Source organism: Mitsuaria sp. BK041 (assembly GCF_014193085.1).
Classification (GTDB): domain Bacteria; phylum Pseudomonadota; class Gammaproteobacteria; order Burkholderiales; family Burkholderiaceae_C; genus Roseateles.
On the sequence record NZ_JACHYT010000001.1, the window covers coordinates 2,149,862 to 2,167,979 of the forward strand.

12 protein-coding genes are annotated in these 18,118 nt (G+C 72.3%); 5 read left to right on the top strand and 7 right to left on the bottom strand.

Annotated elements, in window-relative coordinates:
• The first annotated feature begins 96 nt into the window (after positions 1-96).
• Together FHT38_RS09455 and FHT38_RS09460 are read left to right on the top strand one after the other, a co-directional pair.
• On the top strand, positions 97-1,134 hold the full coding sequence (locus tag FHT38_RS09455; protein ID WP_175538253.1) for a tripartite tricarboxylate transporter substrate binding protein: 1,038 nt from the start codon (positions 97-99) through the stop codon (positions 1,132-1,134).
• Positions 1,135-1,198: 64 nt separating this feature from the next.
• Positions 1,199-2,278 carry a porin gene (locus FHT38_RS09460; protein WP_183491469.1) on the top strand — a complete coding sequence of 360 codons (1,080 nt, stop codon included), beginning with the start codon at positions 1,199-1,201 and terminating at the stop codon, positions 2,276-2,278.
• Positions 2,279-2,362: 84 nt separating this feature from the next.
• Here FHT38_RS09460 and FHT38_RS09465 read toward each other — a convergent pair whose 3' ends face one another.
• Complete coding sequence (locus tag FHT38_RS09465) at positions 2,363-4,759, bottom strand: DUF3772 domain-containing protein (RefSeq protein WP_255488640.1); 2,397 nt, start codon at positions 4,757-4,759, stop codon at positions 2,363-2,365.
• Positions 4,760-4,943: 184 nt separating this feature from the next.
• On the opposite strand from FHT38_RS09465, the gene FHT38_RS09470 reads away from it, so the two are divergent.
• Both FHT38_RS09470 and FHT38_RS09475 read left to right on the top strand, forming a co-directional pair.
• Positions 4,944-5,627, top strand: coding sequence for a hypothetical protein (locus tag FHT38_RS09470; protein WP_091724502.1), 684 nt, complete (start codon positions 4,944-4,946; stop codon positions 5,625-5,627).
• Positions 5,628-5,802: 175 nt separating this feature from the next.
• Positions 5,803-7,248 carry an NAD-dependent succinate-semialdehyde dehydrogenase gene (locus FHT38_RS09475; protein ID WP_091724503.1) on the top strand — a complete coding sequence of 482 codons (1,446 nt, stop codon included), beginning with the start codon at positions 5,803-5,805 and terminating at the stop codon, positions 7,246-7,248.
• Positions 7,249-7,396: 148 nt separating this feature from the next.
• Here the strand turns inward: FHT38_RS09475 and FHT38_RS09480 are convergent, their stop codons facing one another.
• From FHT38_RS09480 to FHT38_RS09495, 4 genes are all read right to left on the bottom strand, one after another.
• Positions 7,397-7,924, bottom strand: coding sequence for a hypothetical protein (locus FHT38_RS09480; RefSeq protein WP_183491471.1), 528 nt, complete (start codon positions 7,922-7,924; stop codon positions 7,397-7,399).
• A gap of 161 nt (positions 7,925-8,085) precedes the next feature.
• Positions 8,086-10,662, bottom strand: a complete 2,577-nt coding sequence (locus tag FHT38_RS09485; RefSeq protein ID WP_183491473.1) for a cbb3-type cytochrome c oxidase subunit I — start codon at positions 10,660-10,662, stop codon at positions 8,086-8,088.
• A complete protein-coding gene (gene coxB, locus FHT38_RS09490; protein ID WP_255488641.1) occupies positions 10,659-11,678 on the bottom strand; it encodes a cytochrome c oxidase subunit II in 1,020 nt (339 codons plus the stop codon). The genes FHT38_RS09485 and coxB overlap by 4 nt, the downstream gene beginning before the upstream one ends.
• An 11-nt stretch (positions 11,679-11,689) precedes the next feature.
• Positions 11,690-12,241 (bottom strand): cytochrome c family protein, encoded by a 552-nt coding sequence (locus tag FHT38_RS09495; protein ID WP_183491477.1) that lies wholly within the window; start codon positions 12,239-12,241, stop codon positions 11,690-11,692.
• A gap of 69 nt (positions 12,242-12,310) precedes the next feature.
• On the opposite strand from FHT38_RS09495, the gene FHT38_RS09500 reads away from it, so the two are divergent.
• The gene (locus FHT38_RS09500) at positions 12,311-13,246 is read left to right on the top strand and encodes a c-type cytochrome (protein WP_183491479.1); all 936 of its coding nucleotides are present in this window, start codon (positions 12,311-12,313) and stop codon (positions 13,244-13,246) included.
• 64 nt (positions 13,247-13,310) lie between these two features.
• Here the strand turns inward: FHT38_RS09500 and FHT38_RS09505 are convergent, their stop codons facing one another.
• Positions 13,311-15,113, bottom strand: coding sequence for a carbamoyltransferase C-terminal domain-containing protein (locus tag FHT38_RS09505; protein ID WP_183491481.1), 1,803 nt, complete (start codon positions 15,111-15,113; stop codon positions 13,311-13,313).
• Positions 15,114-15,231: 118 nt separating this feature from the next.
• A complete protein-coding gene (locus FHT38_RS09510) occupies positions 15,232-18,018 on the bottom strand; it encodes an ATP-binding cassette domain-containing protein (protein WP_183491483.1) in 2,787 nt (928 codons plus the stop codon).
• Positions 18,019-18,118: the final 100 nt, after the last annotated feature.

Here is an 18,118-nt window from a genome sequence, read left to right on the forward strand (position 1 = left end):
CAAGCAGGTGGCGGGCGACCGCGCGAGCCTGCCGGTGATTCGCGATTCCCGCGAGCCCGGCGGCCGACGGCGACCCAGATCACCGCAGGAGACAAGATGCGATCGACCCCGATGTTGCAGGCGGGCCGGCGTTGGGCGGGCGCGCTGCTGATGGCCGCCGCCCTGGCGGCCGGGACCGGCCTGATGGCGCCGGCGGCTCATGCCGCGCCGCCCGCGTTGCCGGTGGGCGACGCCGCGCCGGAATGCATCGCCCCGGCCAAGCCCGGCGGCGGCTTCGACCAGAGCTGCAAGCTCGCCCAGGCGGCGTTCCAGCAGGCCGGGCTGACGAAGACGCCGATGCGCATCACCTACCTGCCGGGCGGCGTCGGCGCGATCGCCTTCGACCAGATCGTCACCCGCCGCCCCGCGGAACCGCAGACCCTGGTCGCCTTCTCCAGCGGCTCACTGCTCAACCTCTCCAACGGCCGCTTCGGCAAGCGCAGCATCGACGACGTGCGCTGGGTCGCCGCCGTCGGCATCGACTACGGCGTGGTGCTGGTGGGACGCCAGGCGCCCTGGAAGACGCTCCCGGAACTGCTGGCCGCGCTCAAGGCCGACCCGGGACGCATCAGCTTCGCCGCCGGCGGCACCATCGGCAGCCAGGACTGGGTGAAGTCCGCCCTCGTGGCCGGGGCGGCGGGCGTCGATCACAAGTCCATGCGCTTCGTCGCCTTCGAGGGCGGCGGCGAGGCCAGCGCCGCGCTCAAGGGCGGGCACGTGCAGGTCTACATGGGCGACGCGTCCGAGGTCTTCGACAAGCTCGCGCCCGGCGGCCCCTTCCGGGTGCTGGCGGTGCTGGCCGAGCAGCGCCTGCCCGGGCCGCTGGCCGGCGTGCCGACGGCGCGGGAGCAGGGCGTGGACATCGTCTGGCCCGCGATCCGCGGCTTCTACGTCGGCCCGCAGGTCTCGGACGGCGCGGTCGTGGCCTGGACGGCCAGCTTCGACCAGCTGATGGCCACGCCGGCCTTCCAGGAACTCCGCGCACAACACGGGCTGTTCCCGCTGGCGCTGACGGGCCCGGCCCTGCGCGCCTTCATCGACCGCCAGCACCGCCAGTACGGCGAGCTCGCGACCCGTTTCGGCCTGCGGCGCTGAGCGAGCCAGCGCCCGCCGCCACCTTGCCTTTCCCGATCCCCATCAACGACAACGAGGAGACCTCTTGAAAACGACCCGCACCCTTCGATTGAACGCCCTGAGCGCCGGCCTGCTGGCGCTGTGCGCCGCGCCCGCCGCCTTCGCGCAGAGCAGCGTCACCGTCTACGGCATCGCCGACGTGCTGATGGAATACCGCGACCACATGAACGCGGCCGGCGACCACCGCTTCGGCGTCACCTCCGGCGGCATGAACACCTCGCGCTGGGGCCTGCGCGGCAGCGAGGACCTGGGCGGCGGCCTCAAGGCCGTGTTCCAGCTCGAGGCCGAGGTCGGCATGGACACCGGCGCGGCGGGCTCGTCGTTCTGGGGCCGCCAGGCCAACGTCGGGCTGGACGGCGACTTCGGGCGCGTGATCGTCGGCCGCTCGTACTCGACGACCTACGACTTCATGCTGCCCTTCGACCCGATGGGCTACGCGCCGTTCTATTCCTGGGCCACCTCCGGCGGCCAGATCGCGACGCTGCCGCGCAAGGACGGCATGGTCACCGGCGTGTCCAACCTGATCAAGTACCAGGGGACCTTCGGGCCGGTGAAGCTCGGCGCGACGTATGCGCTGGGCGAGGTGGCCGGTTCGGATTCGGCGGGGCGCTTCTTCTCGCTGGCGGGCGGCTACACGGCGGGACCGTTCGCGGCGGCGCTGGTGGTGGACCAGCGCAATGGCGCCACCATCGCGGCCAACGGCCGCTACGACAAGGAGAAGGCGCTGCATTGGGGCGTGTCTTATGACTGGAAGCCGGTCAAACTGTTCCTGGCGCAGCGCGTCTACAAGAAGGAATTCGCCACCGGCGGCGCCAACGCCAAGAGCACGATGACCTGGCTGGGCGCGACCTGGCAGGCCACGCCGGCGATCAGCCTGACGCCGGCCGTCTACTTCCAGAACATCTCCAGCGGCGCCAGCGGCACCGACGATCCGCGCCTCTTCGCGCTGCGCGCCAAGTACGAACTGTCCAAGCGCACCAGCCTGTACGCGGTGGCTTCGACCGCCAAGTCCGGCGATGGCGGCGTGGTCAGCGTCTCGCGCGATGACAACGGCTTCGCTGATTCGCAGTCCAGCGTCGGGCTGGGGATCCAGCACCGGTTCTGATCGGGCGGGCCCTCACCCCAACCCTCTCCCGCAAGCGGGAGAGGGGGCAAGAAGCAGCGGGCGGCGCCTTGGCGCCGCGGCGCCTCAGGCCGCGGGCGAGGGCTGGCCCGGCAGCAGGCCTTCGCCGCGCAGCCGGGCCAGCACGTCGAAGAGCAGGTCGCTGCGGATGCCGTAGGCGGCGCGCGGCGAGTTCACGAATCCCGAGGCGTTGAGCACCAGGTTCGTCCCGTCCACGCCGTCGAGCTGGACGTTGGGCGCCGGCGTCGCCAGCACGCCGGGATGGGCCTCGAACGAGGCCAGCACCAGCGCCTTCACCCGGTCGATGTCGGTGGCCAGCGGCATCGGCAGCTTGAACTGCACCATGCCCAGCGACTCGCCGTAGGTGACGTTGCGCACGATCTTGGTGATGAACTCCGAGTTCGGCACGATGACCGTCGAGCGGTCGCCCATCTGGATCTCCGTCGATCGCACGCTGATGCGGCGGATGTCGCCCTCGACGCCGGAGAGCGAGACCCAGTCGCCCACCTTCACCGGCCGCTCGGCCAGCAGGATCAGGCCGGAGACGAAGTTCTGCACGATGGACTGCAGGCCGAAGCCGATGCCCACCGACAGCGCGCTGGCCACCCAGGCCACGCTCTGCAGGCTGAACTCCATCGCGGTCAGCGAGGCGGCGATGGCCAGGACCGTGCCCATGTAGCCGAACAGCGTCGTCGCCGACGAGCGCATGCCCGCGTCCATCCGCGTGGTGGGCATGTAGCGCGTCGACAGCCATCCCTTGAGCCCCCGCACCGCGGCCAGGCCCAGCAGCAGCACCGCCAGGCCCTGCAGCAGTTCCAGCGGGCGCAGCGTCAGGCCGCCGATCGCCAGGCCGTCCGCCACCTTGCCGGACCGCCGCACCAGGTCCAGCGGGCCCTCGCCATAGGGCGCCAGGAGCAGCAGCAGCGCCAGGAAGGCGATCGCGATGCGGCACAGGCCCGAGAGCAGCAGCGCGGTCTGCTCGCGGGTGCGCGGCGGCGCCGGGGCCTCGTCGGGCGCCGCGGCGGGCTTGCCGTCGGACTTGGGCGCGGCGGGCAGGGGTGCCAGCAGCGTCATGAAGAGGTCGTCGACCAGCGCGCTCGCCAGGTAGGCGCCGCCGAGCACGATGAGCGCCCAGACGAACTGGTTCATCGCGAACACGGCCAGCGACACGAAGCCCAGCAGCAGCGCCAGCACCGCGGCGGTCAGCAGCAGCCACACGCCGGCGCGCAGCACGGATAACCAGAGCGGGCGGATGGCGGGCTCGGCCGACCGGGGCGCGCCATCGGCGTCCTTCGATCCGGCTGTCTTCCCAGCGCTCTTTCCAGCCGCCTTTCCGGGCTCGTCTCCCGGCGTGTCCCCGGGCGCGTCGCGTCGCGGCAACTGCCTGGCCGCCAGGGCCAGCACCGCCACGAAGGTCAGCGCCGCCAGCGCATGCGCGGCGCCGGTCCAGGCCAGGCTGATCTCCAGCGTCGCCGCGGTCCGCGAGGTCAACCAGCCCAGCATCGCCGCGGCGGCCAGCGTGTGCGGGAACCAGGCCAGCCGCGCGGCCGTCTCATCCGGCGCGGGCAGCAGGCGCCACGAGGGCTTGCGCGGCATCAGCGCGGCGGCGCCCAGGCCCGCGACGAAGCCGCCGAACCAGACGATGGCCTCGACCGTGTCCAGCCAGCCGGCCAGCACCGGCGCCACCGGCTCCGTGGCGCCCAGCGTCAGCATCAGGCCGTGGACGATCAGGCCGGGTCGCAGCGTGCGCAGCGTCACCAGGCTCACCGCGTAGAGCGAGCGCCGCAGCCGGCCCGGCGGCACGCGGGTCGCGCACAGGTGGGCGATCAGGCGCAGCAGCGCGTGGGTGACGAGCAGCACCAGGGCCGCCGCCCCCGCCAGCACCAGCCAGCCCCGGGCCGGCACGGCGCGCCAGAGATCGGCCAGCGACTGCCAGAACGCGCGCACCCGCGCCAGGTCGCCCGGCCCCTCGCGGGCCAGTCCGGTCCAGAAACCCGATTGCAGCGGGGAGGGCACGCGCTCTCCGAGCCGCGCGCCCAGCTGCATCCGGCGGTTCTGCTCGGCGCCGGCGATCGCCTGGCCGGCCTCCACGGCGGTGAGCTTGGCGAGCTTGACCTGCGCGTCGGTGTCGGCGATCTCCCGCGCCAGCTGCGCGCGCTGCGCGGCAAGCTCGGGCGGCTCCTTCGCGCCCGCCGGCGCGTCGCCCAGCTGGGCCAGCCGCGCGCGGGCGTCGGTGAGCCGCGGCTCCAGCGCCGCCGACGCCTCCTCGGCGCGCGACTGCACCGACAGCGCCTGCTTGCGCAATTCCTGCAGGTCGGCCTCGTCGTCCAGCCCCTTGTCCTGCTGCCGCTGCAGCTGGGCCAGGTCCTTGCGCGCGGCCTCCAGCACCTTGTCGGGATCGACGGGCGCGCTCGGCGCCTCCTGCGCCCAGGCCGTCGACGCCGCCGTCAGCAGGCCCAACATCCATGTCGCGAGAAGCCGCGACAGCCATCCGGTCGACACCGTCATCCCGATCCATTCATCAGCGCAGGTGCCGCCCGCAGGGCAATCGGCTTGCCCGGCCCGGCCGCGCGGCACCGGACTTTGGTCACTGGCTCCGCCCGGGGGCGCGGCTAGCCTGCGGTCTGCTTCGAAAGGGAGACACCCCATGCACCTGCTGCGAATCAACGCGGACTGGGCCCGGCAGATCGCGACGCTGCGCGACGCGACCACCGAGGAAACCCACCTGATCCGCTTCGACAACGGCTTCTACCGCATCTGCCGGCCCGGCCACGGGCAGTTCCAGGTGCTGCTCAAGCCCGGCGACGACAAGACCGGCAACGCGCCCGGCGTACGGCTGACGCTGCAGGAGAAGGACCTCTACGTGGCCGACATCGACGGCCGCCGCTTCGAGCGCTACGCCAGCACGCTGGACCAGATGCAGCCGACCGCCAGCGGGCTCGACGCCGCGGTGCGGCGGCTGCCGCAGGCGAACGGGGAGGAGCTGTTCCGGCTGCAGTCGCTGATCGTCTTCTGCATCGCCGAGTCGCTGCGCAGCGACCAGGTCGCCACCGCCGTGGGGCAGATGATCCTCAGCTCCACCGCCGGGCTGCTGGGCGTCGGGCCGACGCTGCCGACGCCGCGCCTGCTCGAGCAGGCCCGGTGCTGGGGCCAGGCGAGCAACGCCGTCCACGCGGCGCTCTCGCCGGAGGCGCGGGCCATCGTCGTCAAGCGCCGGACCGAGCTGACGCCGCAGCAGCGGCAGTTCAGCGAGCGCGTGGACATGGGGCGCATCGAAGCCGCGCTGCAGGAGCGGGCGAGGGCGGTGAAGGTGCTCAAGCGGCCTGATTGATCCCGCGCCGGCGCCCGTTTGGGCGCATGGCGTGCAATGGGCCGGCACGGCGTCGGACTCCCCGCGCCTCGCCCAGCGGCGCGGCGGGAGCGGGTAGAGTCGCCGCCATCGTTCACCCCCGCCCGCCGCCGTCGCGTCCGCTTCGGCCCCGTGGGCGATGCCACGAGGACCCGCCATGACGACGCCTTCCTATCCCGATGTCCGCCTGCTGATCGCCAACGAATGGGTCGATGCGGCCGGCGGCAAGACCATCGACGTGCGCAACCCGGCCACCGGTGCCGTCATCGGCAAGGTCGCCCATGCCGGCCAGGTCGACCTGGACCGCGCGCTCGAAGCCGCCCGCAAGGGCTTCGAGGCCTGGCGCCAGGTGTCCGCGCACGAGCGCGCCGCCACCATGCGCCGCGCCGCCGCGCTGCTGCGCGAACGCGCGGCCGACATCGCCCGGCTGCTGACCCAGGAGCAAGGCAAGCCGGTGGCCGAGGCCAAGGTCGAGGTGCTCGCCGGTGCCGACATCATCGAGTGGTTCGCCGACGAAGGCCGCCGCGTCTATGGACGCATCGTGCCGTCGCGCAACCTGGCGGCACAGCAGCTGGTGCTGAAGGAACCGGTCGGGCCGGTGGCCGCCTTCACGCCGTGGAACTTCCCGGTCAACCAGATCGTGCGCAAGCTTGGCGCGGCCCTGGCCACTGGATGCTCCTTCCTCGTGAAGGCGCCCGAGGAGACGCCGGCATCCCCGGCGGCGCTGCTGCAGACCTTCGTCGACGCCGGCGTGCCGCCTGGCACCGTCGGGCTGGTCTTCGGCGATCCGGCCGAGATCTCCAGCTACCTCATTCCCCACCCGGTCATCCGCAAGGTCACCTTCACCGGATCGACACCGGTGGGCAAGCAGCTGGCGGCGCTGGCCGGCGCCCACATGAAGCGGGTGACGATGGAACTGGGCGGTCATGCGCCGGTGATCGTGGCGGAGGACGCCGATGTCGCGCTGGCGGTCAAGGCCGCCGGCGGCGCGAAGTTCCGCAACGCGGGACAGGTCTGCATCTCGCCGACGCGCTTCCTGGTCCACAACAGCCTGAAGGACGAGTTCACCGCCGCGATGGTCAAGCACGCGCAGGGACTCAAGCTCGGCGACGGCCTCGCCGAAGGCACGACGCTCGGGCCCCTGGCGAACGAGCGGCGCGTCGTCGCGATGTCCAAGATCGTCGCCGAGGCGCGAGAGCGCGGCGCCAAGATCGCCACCGGCGGGGAGCGCGTCGGGACGGCGGGCAACTTCTTCGCGCCCACCATCCTGGCGGACGTGCCGCTGGACGCCTCGGTCTTCAACGATGAGCCCTTCGGGCCGATCGCGGCGATTCGCGGCTTCGACACGCTCGAGGACGCCATCGCGGAAGCCAACCGGCTGCCCTTCGGCCTGGCCGGTTATGCCTTCACCAAGTCGATCAAGAACGCCCATCTGCTCGCGCAGCGCGTCGAGGTCGGGATGCTCTGGATCAACCAGCCGGCCACGCCGTCCGCCGAGATGCCTTTCGGTGGCGTCAAGGATTCGGGCTACGGGTCGGAAGGCGGCCCCGAGGCGCTCGAGGCCTACCTGAACACCAAGGCGGTGTCGCTGCTCGGCGTCTGAGGACCTTCTCGCCAGGTCTCGCAGCGGTCGGCCGGTTGTCCCCGGCCGGCCGCGACGGCCACGCCAGGTGAACGGCCGGAGGAGTCAACGGCTCCTTGGATGCGGGGACTGCTGCCCGTGAGCGCGTATTTGGCCCGGCGTGAGCGCCTCAGGCTTGAACGGACGCGGCGGCATGATCCCTGGCCTCGAACCTGCCAGGGCTTGCGGTGACGTCCACCACCCAGAGCAGCTGGCTCAGCGCCCGGTTGGAGGCCCAGTCGTCTTCAAACCGCTGCATCAGCGTCGACGCCTCGCTCCAGCGGTCCATCGAGAAGCCCCAGACCGTGAACCAGAGGTGGCGACGGCCCGTGTCGACGTCGTGGTAGACGGCAACGCTGATCTGCCGATCGCCGACGTGTCGGATCAACAGCTGCATGAGCGCTTCCAGCTCGACGCGCGAGAACTCGTGGTACCTCCCGAGATGCCACGCCAGGATGTCCTCGTGGTCCGGCGTGCCGCGCAGCGCCTGCAGGTTGTAGGGCCACTCGTTGGGCGAGCACGGATCCCGGGAGGGACAGAACTCGTAGGGCGACTGTCCCTTGCTGTAGACCCACACCGTGCCGGGCCGAGGCCCGGTCCGATCACTCTGCTGCGCGCTCAAATGCGGCGCCCCCCTGCATTCGACTTGCTTCAACATCGCTACTGCCTTTCGCCGTCATCGACCCCATGCCGATGGAAGGTGCCCATTCTCGAAATCGAGGCGGGTTTCGCCATGACTCAAACTGGTTCTCGAGGGGGGAGAGAAGAGGGGCCACCTTCTGGGGGGAAGCCCGGGTGGGGCGCGATTCGCGTCGGCGATCAAGCCACCCAGCGCGGCCACCACACCGTGATCACGCCCTGCAGGCAGATCCACCCCCAGAGCAGCACCACCGATTCGCGAGTGGCGTGCTGGCGGGGACGGACCAGGCCGCTGGCGATGCGCGCGCCGTAGTACAGCGCCAGCAGCGCCGCCACCACGATCTGCAGCCCCTGCAGCGCGTGCAGCGCGGCGAGCGTACCCGTCCATGCGTCCAGCGTGGGGGGGCGGTCGGCAGGCCATGCCGACTTCAACCCGGCGTGGAAGGCCCATGCCGTCAGGGCGAAAGCGGGCAGCAGCAACGCGCTTCGCCAGGCCGGCACCGGCGCGCGCCAGGCGCCGCGGCCGGTCCATGCCACCAGCAGCGCGCTGAGCACGAAGCCCAGCGTCTGCAGCCAGAGCGCGTCGACGCCCGCCAGGCCGACCCCGGGCGGTGGGCAGACATCGAGGCGCATCGCGACATGCAGGTGCGCGAAGGCCATCGACGCGAAGATCGTCGCCTCCACCACGATCAGGATCACCACGCCCCAGAACGACGGCGCCTGCCAGCCCGATGCGCCCAGCGGCAGCAGCACGCCGTCCGCCGCCTGCGCGTCCTCGGCGGCCGGCGCCCGGTCCGTCTGCCACAGCCAGGCCCAGATCGACACCAGCGCGAGCACGCCACCCGCCACCGTCCCGCCCACCTGCTTGACGGTCATCAGCAGGAAGAAGGCCGCCGTGCCGATCGCGGCCAGCAAGGGCCACAGGCTGTCGCCGGCCAGCACGACCACGCGCAGCGGATGGGCCCGGACTGGGCTGGTGACCAAGGTCTCCCGGCCACCGGTGACCGTGCCGGGCAGCCAATGCGCGCCGGCCTCGACCTCCTCATGCAGCTCGGGCCGGTGCCACAGCGGCTCGTGATGCTCGACATGCGGAATGCTGCGGGTGCCGTAGGCCTCGCTCGGCAGCCACTCCAGCGTCGACGAGCGCCAGGGGTCGTTGTGCGATTGCTCCGGGCCGCGCTGGCTGCGGACCAGGTCGACGACGAACAGCAGCACCCCCGCCGCGATGACGACCGCACCGATCGACGACAGCAGGTTGGGCACTTCCAGCCCCAGGCCCGCCGGATAGGTGTGGACGCGGCGCGGCATGCCCAGCATGCCTGCCAGGTGCATCGGGAAGAAGGTCAGGTGGAAGCCGCCGAAGACGAGCCCGAAGACCCAGCGGCCGGCACGCTCCGACAGCGCGCGCCCCTTCCACAGCGGCATCCAGTGGTAGAGGGCCGCGAACATCGGCAGCACCATGCCGCCGATCAGCACGTAATGGAAATGCGCGACGACGAAGTAGGTGTCATGGACCTGCCAGTCGATCGGCAGCAGCGCCAGCATCACCCCGGTAAGCCCGCCCAGCACGAAGGTCACCAGGAAGCCGACCAGGAACCAGGTCGCCGTCGTCCACCTCAGGCGGCCGCGCCACAGCGTCCCGATCCACGCGAAGATCTGCAGCGCCCCGGGGATCGCGATCGCGACGCTGAAGATCGACACCAGGCTCAGCCCCAGCCCGCCCAGCCCCGCGGTGAACATGTGGTGCAGCCAGAGCAGGAAGCTGACCGCGCCGATGGCGATCAGCGCCGCGGTGACCGCATGCCGGCCGATCAGCGAGGTCCTCGCCAGCGCCGGCACCATGGTCGACACCAGCCCCGCCGCCGGCAGGAAGATGATGTAGACCTCCGGGTGGCCGAAGAACCAGAACAGGTGCTGCCACAGCAGCGGATCGCCGCCCCGCGTCGCGTCGAAGATCGGCCAGTCGAAGGCCCGCTCGAGCTCCAGCAGCGCCGTACCGGCGATCACCGCCGGGAAGGCCAGCACGATCATCAGCCCCACCACCAGCATCGCCCAGGCATAGACCGGCATGCGGCCCAGGCTCATGCCGGGTGCCCGCGTCATCAGGATGCCGGTGATCAGCTCGATGGCGCCGGCGATGGCGGAGATCTCGATGAAGCCGATGCCCAGCAGCCAGAAGTCGGCGTTCAGGCCTGGCGAGTAGCGCGAGCCGCTCAGCGGCGGATACATGAACCAGCCCGAGTCCGGCGCCAGCTGCCAGAACAGGGTGGCGTAGAAGGCCAGCCCGCCGATTGCGTACATCCAGTAGGAATAGGCGGACAGGCGCGGGAAGGGCAGGTCGCGCGCGCCCAACATGTTGGGCAGCAGGTAGACGGCGATCGCCTCCACCATCGGCACGGCGAAGAGGAACATCATCACCGTGCCATGCATGGTGAACAGCTGCTGGAACAGCGGCGCGTCGATCAGGGTCTGCGACGGGGCGGCCAGTTGCGCCCGCATCAGCAGCGCCAGCACGCCGCCCAGCAGCAGGAAGACGAAGGCCGTCGCGATGTAGAGCTTGCCGATGAAGACGTTGTTGACGCTGCCGACGACGCGCCAGCCCGACGGCCGCGTCCAGGCGGCGCGCAGCCGCTCCAGCTCGCCGGCCGGACGGGGAAGGCGGTTGTCGGGTCGCGTCGCGGGCGGCGCGGCTGGCGCCGATGCCGTTGTTGCCGCTGTTGCCGTCGGCGGCGCGGACGGGGCGGCCGTGTCCGTCATGGCGTCAGGGCGACCAGGGGCCGCTCGGTCCCGGCGCCGCCGGGCGGCGGTCCAGCGAGGTACTCGACCAGCGCATCGACCTCGTCCGCCCGCAGGTGCCGGTAGCTCGGCATCCGCGCGCCGGGCTTGACCTGCTGCACGTCGGCGATCCATTGGCGCAGCGCCGTGCGGGGATCACCCAGCGGATCGCGGTTGCGCAGCGCGCCCGCGCCCAGCCACAGCCGACTCGCCACATGGGTGAGGTCCGGGCCCAGCGGCGGACGATCCGGCGCGCCCGTGCCGTCCGGTGCGGTCGAGGCGGTGTCCGGCCCACCGCCGCCGCGCACCGCGTGGCAGGCGATGCAGCCCTGGTCGCGGAACAGCGCCGCGCCGCGCAAGGCCGCGCGCGAGACCGGTGGCGGCGCCGCGTCGGACTGGGCGCGCCGCCAGCGTTCGAAGTCCGCCGGCGGCATCGCGACGACCTGCAGCACCATCGCCGCATGCTGCGTGCCGCAGTACTCGGAGCACGGCCCGCGGTACACGCCGGGACGATCGGCGGTGAAGGTCAGGCGGTTGAGCCGCCCGGGCACCAGATCCACCTTGCCGCCCAGCGCCGGCACCCAGTAGCTGTGGATGACGTCGTCCGAGGCCAGCGTCAGCGCGACCGGTCGCCCGACCGGCACCCGCAGCTCGTTGGCGGCGGCGAAGCCGGGGACGCCGTGCTCCGGCGAATAGACCAGCGACCACCACCACAGGTGACCGGTCACGGTCACGCGCAATGCGCCGGCGGGGGCCGGCTCGTCGAGGCCGCGCGCGCGGCGCTCGCCGTGCAGCAGCAGGCCGCCGAAGACCAGCACCGGCAGCACCAGCCCGCCGCCCCAGAGCCAGAACGCGGTGGCCACCGGCCGGCGCCCCTTCCACCAGAGCGCCGCCGCGAGGCAGCCTATCGCGAGGACGAAGGCCAGGGCGCAGACGCCCAGCGCCGTGTGCATGACCTCCGCCAGCGCCCGCGCCTCGGGACCGGCCGGCCGGAGCATGCCGCCCGCGCTCATTGCAGCGACAGCAGGTAGCCGGCGATGTCGCGCGCGTCGCGCTCGGACAGGCCGAGCCGCGGCATCGTCGTGCCCGGCAGCATCCCGGGCGGGTCCAGCAGCCAGCGCTGCAGGGTTTCCGGCGTGTTGGGCAGCTGCCCGGCGATATAGCTGCGCCGGCCGAAGCGCGCCAGCTCGGGCGCGCGCTCCGCGCCGCCGGGCACGCCCGGCACGGCATGGCAGCTGCCGCACTGGTAATGCGCCATCAGCGTGCGCCCGCGCGCCCGGTCCGCCGTGTCGACCTGCCAGCGTCGCAGCGGCTCGTCCGGGGCGGGGCCGCAGCCGGTCAATCCAAGCACCAGCAGGACTGCCGACGCGGGGGCGGACAGGCGAGCGGTGAGCCGGGCGAACGCGCAGCCGATGCGAAGCCCGGCTTGGCGCCCGGCGAGCGGCCGGAGCCGGCACGCCACGTCCGGCTCGGACCCGTGGGCGACGACCGGCACGGACAGCGATTTGCCGTCACGCGCGCTCACGAACAGGGCGGGGGAGGAAGGGCAAGGGCGCTGCATGCGCGCTCTCCGGCACACGAAGTGCCTGCCCGGGCAGGGGTCCGGCATCGCGCTTGCCTCGCTGCCGCCATGAGCGATCCGCCGCGCCGTCTCTCCCCCGCGAAAGCCGCTGGGTCGGCCCTGGCCGTGGCGGCGGCGCTCGGGCTCGCCGGAGCTGCCGCCTTCGTCGGGCTCGGCATTTACGACGTGTCGGCGACGGGGCCGCATCTGCAGCCGGTGCATTCCTTGCTGGAATTCGCGCTCAAGCGGGCGGTGCAGCGGCGGGCGGAGGCGCATCCGCCGCCGCCCGACCTGCTGACCCGCGAGCGCGTGATGCAGGGGGCCGCCTGCTTCCGCGAGCACTGCGTCACCTGCCACGGCGCGCCCGGCGTCGCGCCGGAACCCTTCGCGCTGGGCATGCAGCCGGTGCCCGGCTCGCTGATCGAAGCCACCCGGCACTGGCGCCGCCAGGACCTGTACTGGATCACCCGCAACGGCATCAAGATGAGCGGCATGCCGGCCTGGGAGTACCGCCTCGACGACGGCGAGCTCTGGTCGGTGGTCGCCTTCCTCGACGCGCTGCCGCTGATGACGCCGGACCAGTACCGGGCCTTGGTCGGAACAGGGCAGGGCGACGCCTCGCGCAGCGGCGTCGCGGCCGCCCCCGCCCTCGGCGCCGCCCTGGCCCCTGCGTCCACGCGGCGCTGCGGGGCGCTGGTCGAGGCGCCGGCGCCGCTGACGCCGGCGCTCTCCAACGCCGAACTCGCCCAGCGAGCGTTCCGTCAGCACGGCTGCACCGCCTGCCATGCGATTCCCGGCGTCGTTGGTCCGGACACCTCGAACGGGCCGCGGCTCAGCGGCCTGGCGGGCCGGGACCGCATCGGCGGCAAGGCCTTTCCGACCGAGGACGGACTGGCCGCGTGGATCCGCGATCCCCAGGCGATCGACGCCCACACCGCCATGCCCACGCTGGGCATCAGCGAGACGCAGGCGCGGCTGATGGCGCGCTACCTGCTGGCCCACTGACGCGCGCGGCTCTCGCCGCCGGCCTCGGTTGCCCGCCCTCGTTGCCGGCTCTCGCTGCCGAGCGTCACTTCTCCAGGATGAAGGACCCGATCACCAGCGCATCCAGCGGGGTGCTGAAGAAGGCCTCGAGCGCCGCCTTGGGCGTGCCCACGATCGGCTCGCCGCGCACGTTGAACGAGGTGTTCACCAGCACCGGCACGCCGGTGCGCTCGCCCACGGCCTGGAGCAGATCGTGGAAGACCGGGTTGGTGGCGGCGTCCACCGTCTGCACGCGCGCGGTCCGGTCGGTGTGCAAGGCCGACGGGATGCGCTCACCGCGTCCGGGCTTGACGTTGTAGACGAAGAGCATGAACGGCGACTCGCCGCCGTTGGCGTCGGCCGGCTCGAACCAGTCGGCCAGGTCCTCGCGATTGACCGCGGGCGCCACCGGCCGGAAGTCCTCCCGGTCCTTGAGCTCGTTGAGCCGCGCCTGCATCGCCGGATCGACCGGCGAGGCCAGCAGCGAGCGCGCCCCCAGCGCGCGCGGCCCGAACTCCATCCGGCCCTGGAACCAGCCGATGATCTTGTTCCCGGCCAGCAGCGCGGCGGTCTCGGCCGCCACGTTCTCGGCCTTGCGATAACGCAGCTGCGCCCACTGCAGCAGCGCCTCGATCTCCTCGTCCGAATAGGCCGGGCCGAGGTAGGCATGGTCCATCTGCCAGCGGCGCTCGGCCAGCAGGACGGTGCCGTCGGTCGACGTGTCCGCCCCGCGGTCCGCCTGTCCGGAGCGCGCCAGCGCGTCCACCCACAGCGCCGCGCCCAGCGCGGTGCCGGCGTCGCCGGCGGCCGGCTGCACCCAGACCTCGCGGAAGATGCCCGCGTCGCGCAGCCGCGAGTTCATGACGCAGTTCAGGGCGACGCCGCCGGCCATCGCCAGCCGGTCCTCGCCGGTGCGCTCGCGCAGCCAGACCGCCAGCCGCAGCGCCGTCTCCTCCAGCACGTCCTGCAGCGAGGCCGCCAGGTCGAGGTAGGCCTCGCCCATCGCCGACCCCGGCACCCGCGCCGGGCCGAAACGCGCCGTCAGGTCCAGCGGCAGCGTGCGGTACTGGCCGTCAGCGTCCACCACCAGGTGCTCGCGCAGCAGGTCCGCATAGCGCGGCGTGCCCAGCGCGGCCATGGCCATGACCTTGTACTCGTCGCTCGAATGCAGGAAGCCCAGGTGCGAGGTCACCCGCTCGTACAGCAGCCCCAGCGAATGCGGCACATGGACCTCGCCCAGCGCCTCGTAGCGGTGGTCGCGGTAGCGGCCATAGCAGGTGCTGGCCTGCTCGCCGCGGCCGTCCAGGGTCATCACCGCGCAGCTCGAGAACGGCGCGGCGAGGAAGGCGCTGGCCTGGTGGCACAGGTGATGCGGCACGAAATGCCAGCGGTAGGGCGCATCGGCATGCCGCACCCCCGCGAAGCGCTTGCGCAGGTGATGCGGCACCGCGTCGGTCAGCAGCCGCGGCGCGCTCATCACATAGGCGGCGAAGAGCGGGTCCCACGGGTTCTCCCACGGCCCGGCCTCGAAGTCCGACGGCTGCAGCGGCAGGGTGAATCGGCCGTCCGGCGCGCGGTCGCCGAGGAAGCGCCGCGGATCGAAGCTGTAGGCCACATGCGCCAGGTCGCCGAGCGTCGCGCCGGCCTCCTTCAGGCAGAAGTCGATGGCGTGATAAGGCAGCTCCCAGGCCGTGAAGGGCACCGGCCGCTTGCCGTGCTTCACCCGCGTGAAGCGTTCCTCTTCGGCCGCCGCGATCACTTCGCCGTCGACCATCAGGGCCGCGGCCGAGTCGTGGAAGCTCGCATTGATGCCCAGCGTCAGCAGGCGTCGGGGGGAAGTCGCAGTCATGGAAGCTCCGTGAGGGTTGAGGGCGAAGGGGGGAAGGGGCGGAATCGATGCGGCCGGTGGGGCGGGCGAAGAGGGCGAATAGGGCGAATAGGGGGCGACAGGCTGAAGAGGGCCGCGCTCAGGCGGGCACGCGCGCGAGGTCATGCAGCGTCCGCACCAGTTCCTCGGGCACGACCGGCTTGGCCAGGTGGCGCTGGAAGCCGGCGACCAGCGCGCGCAGCCGGTCCTCGGGCTGCGCCATGCCGGTGAGCGCGATGGCCGGCAGGCGCCGGCCCAGCGGCACCTCGCGCCGCGCCTCCAGGTCGCGCAGCGCCCGTACCACCGCATGGCCGTCTTCCGGCCCGAGCGCGATGTCGCAGACCAGGACATGCGGCCACGCGTCGGGCGGGCGCTCGGCCAGGCGTCGCAGCGCCTCGTGGCCGGTGGTCAGGCGCTCGGTCCGCGCGCCGTCGTGCTCCAGCAGCGCGCCCAGCGAATCGAGCGCGTCCTCGTCGTCGTCCACGCACATCACGTTCAGGCCGGCCAGGGGATGCTCGTCCAGGCCGAACACCGTCTCCAGCGCCGTCTCCTCGCGGTCGAGCGCGGCCTGGGCCAGCGCGGGCGGCGCGGCGCGCAGCTCGTCCTCGGACAGACGAGCCTCGGCCAGCGCCGGCAGCGGGAAGTCGACGACGTACTGCTGGAAGCCGGCCTCCACATCTCGATCGATCGCCAGGTGACCGCCGGCCTCGCCGACCAGCGAGCGCAGCTCCAGCGTGTCCGGCGGGCCGACGCCCGGATCGAGGCGGCCGTGGAAACCGACCGTCAACTGGCTGCTCCGGTCGACGCGCCGCAGCCGGCCTTCCATGCGGCCGCGGGTGGCGCCGCGCAGCGCCAGCAGGCACATCAGCTGGACGATGCGCGCGATGCGGCTGGCGTCGCCATGGACGCTGGCGACGTTCAGGTCGACGTCGGTGAAGACATCGATGTCGGCGTCGGCCACCGTGTCGCGCAGGCCGTCCAGGCTCAGCACCAGCAGGCCGGCCACGTTGACCGGGTGCTGCGCGATGCGCCGCTCCAGCGTTTCGGTCTGCTGCTGCTGGCGCTGCAGCTCCCAGAGCTGCGCATAGAGACCGCGACGCTCGAGCAGCTCCTCATGGCGGCCGCGCTCGACGATCTCGCCGCGGTCCATCACGATGATCTGGTCCGCGTCGACCACCGTCGACAGGCGGTGGGCGATGATCAGCGAGGTGCGGTCGCGCGCGACCTCGTCCAGCGCGCCCTGGATCGCGCGCTCGGCCTTGGTGTCCAGCGCCGAGGTCGCTTCGTCGAGCACGACGATGGGTGGATTCTTCAGGAACGCGCGCGCGATGGCGATGCGCTGTTTTTCGCCGCCGGACAGCCGCGCGCCCCGTTCGCCGACGCGGGTCTCGTAGCCCTCGGGCAGCAGGCTGATGAACTCGTCGGCCTGCGCGGCCCGCGCCGCCGCGACGATCGCGGCGTGATCGGCCTCGGGCCGGCCGTAGCCGATGTTGTAGGCGATGGTGTCGTTGAACAGCACGGGGTCCTGCGGCACCACGCCGATCGCCTGCCGCAGGCTCTGCTGCGTCAGCCCGGTGAGCGGGTGGCCGCCGATGCTGACCTCGCCGCTGTCCGGGTCGTACATCCGCATCAGCAGCCGCGCCAGCGTCGACTTGCCCGACCCGCTGCTGCCCACCACGGCGAAGGTCTGGCCGTGCGGCACCTCCAGCGTCAGGCCCTTGAGGATCTGCCGCTGGCGGTCGTAGCCGAAGCGCACGTCGTCGAAGCGCAGCGTCGTGTCGCCGGCCGGCAGCGGCCGCGCGCCGGGGGCGTCGACGATGTCGGGCTCGCGCCCCAGCAGCGCGAACAGCACCTCGGTGTTCAGCAGCGCGTCGCGCGTTTCCCGGAACACGAAGCCCAGCGTGTTCAGCGGCAGGAAGACCTGGATCAGGTAGGCGTTCACCATGACCAGGTCGCCGATGCTCATCCGCCCCGCGACGGTGTCGATGCCGGCGAGCAGCATCACGGCGCCGACCCCGACCGCGATGATCGCCGCCTGGCCCAGGTGCAGGGCCGACAGCGTCCGCTGGCTGCCGACGCTGCCCTCGACCCACTGCGCCAGCACGCTGCCGTAGCGGTCCCGCTCGCTGTCCTCGCGGCCATGGGTTTTCACCGCTTCATAGTTCAGCAGCGTGTCGACCAGCAGCCCGTGCGCGCGCGAGTCGTATTCGTTCATCACGCGCTGGCGCGCGACGCGGGCGCGCGTCATCCAGCCGGTCCAGACGCTGTACGCCGCCATGCTGCCCGCGATGATCAACACGAACTTGGCGCCGTAGCCGCTGAGGATGATCACCAGCACCGCGCCGAACTCGACCGCCGTCGGCACCACGGTGAACACGCCCGCGCCCAGCAGGTAGCCCAGGCCATCGGTGCCGCGCTCGACCTCGCGCACCAGCGACCCGGTGTTGCGCTGCGCATGGAAACGCGGGCTCATCGCCAGCAGATGGGCGAAGGCCCGTTCCGAGAAGCTGCTGACCACCTGTTTGCCCACGCGCGCGAAGGCCAGGTCGCGCAGCTCGGTGAACAGGGTGCTCGCGTAGCGCAGCAGCGCGTATCCCAGCAGCAGCCAGACCGGCACGCTCAGTCCGACCGCGAGCGCGGCGCCGGCCGAGGCGCCGGCCGCGGCCGGCTGCGCCGGCGTGAGGTGGTCGACGATGGCCTTGAGCATCGCCGGCACGCCCACCGCCGCGAGCTTGGAGAGGATCAGCAGCGCCAGCGCGAGCAGCGTGCGGCCGCGCCAGCGCCATACCGCGTGCGCCAGTCCGAGGAAGACCTGGCGCGTCGGCGAAGGGGCGGGGAGTTGCGCTGCTGGAGCGGCGGAGGCGGCGGGAGCGGAGGTGGCGTCCATCGGCGACCTCTTCGCAAGCGGGATGCCCGGGATCCTGCGGCCACGCAGAAGCTAGTGGTACGGCATCGCCGCGATCCCTGTGTCCATCGGCAATTCAAGC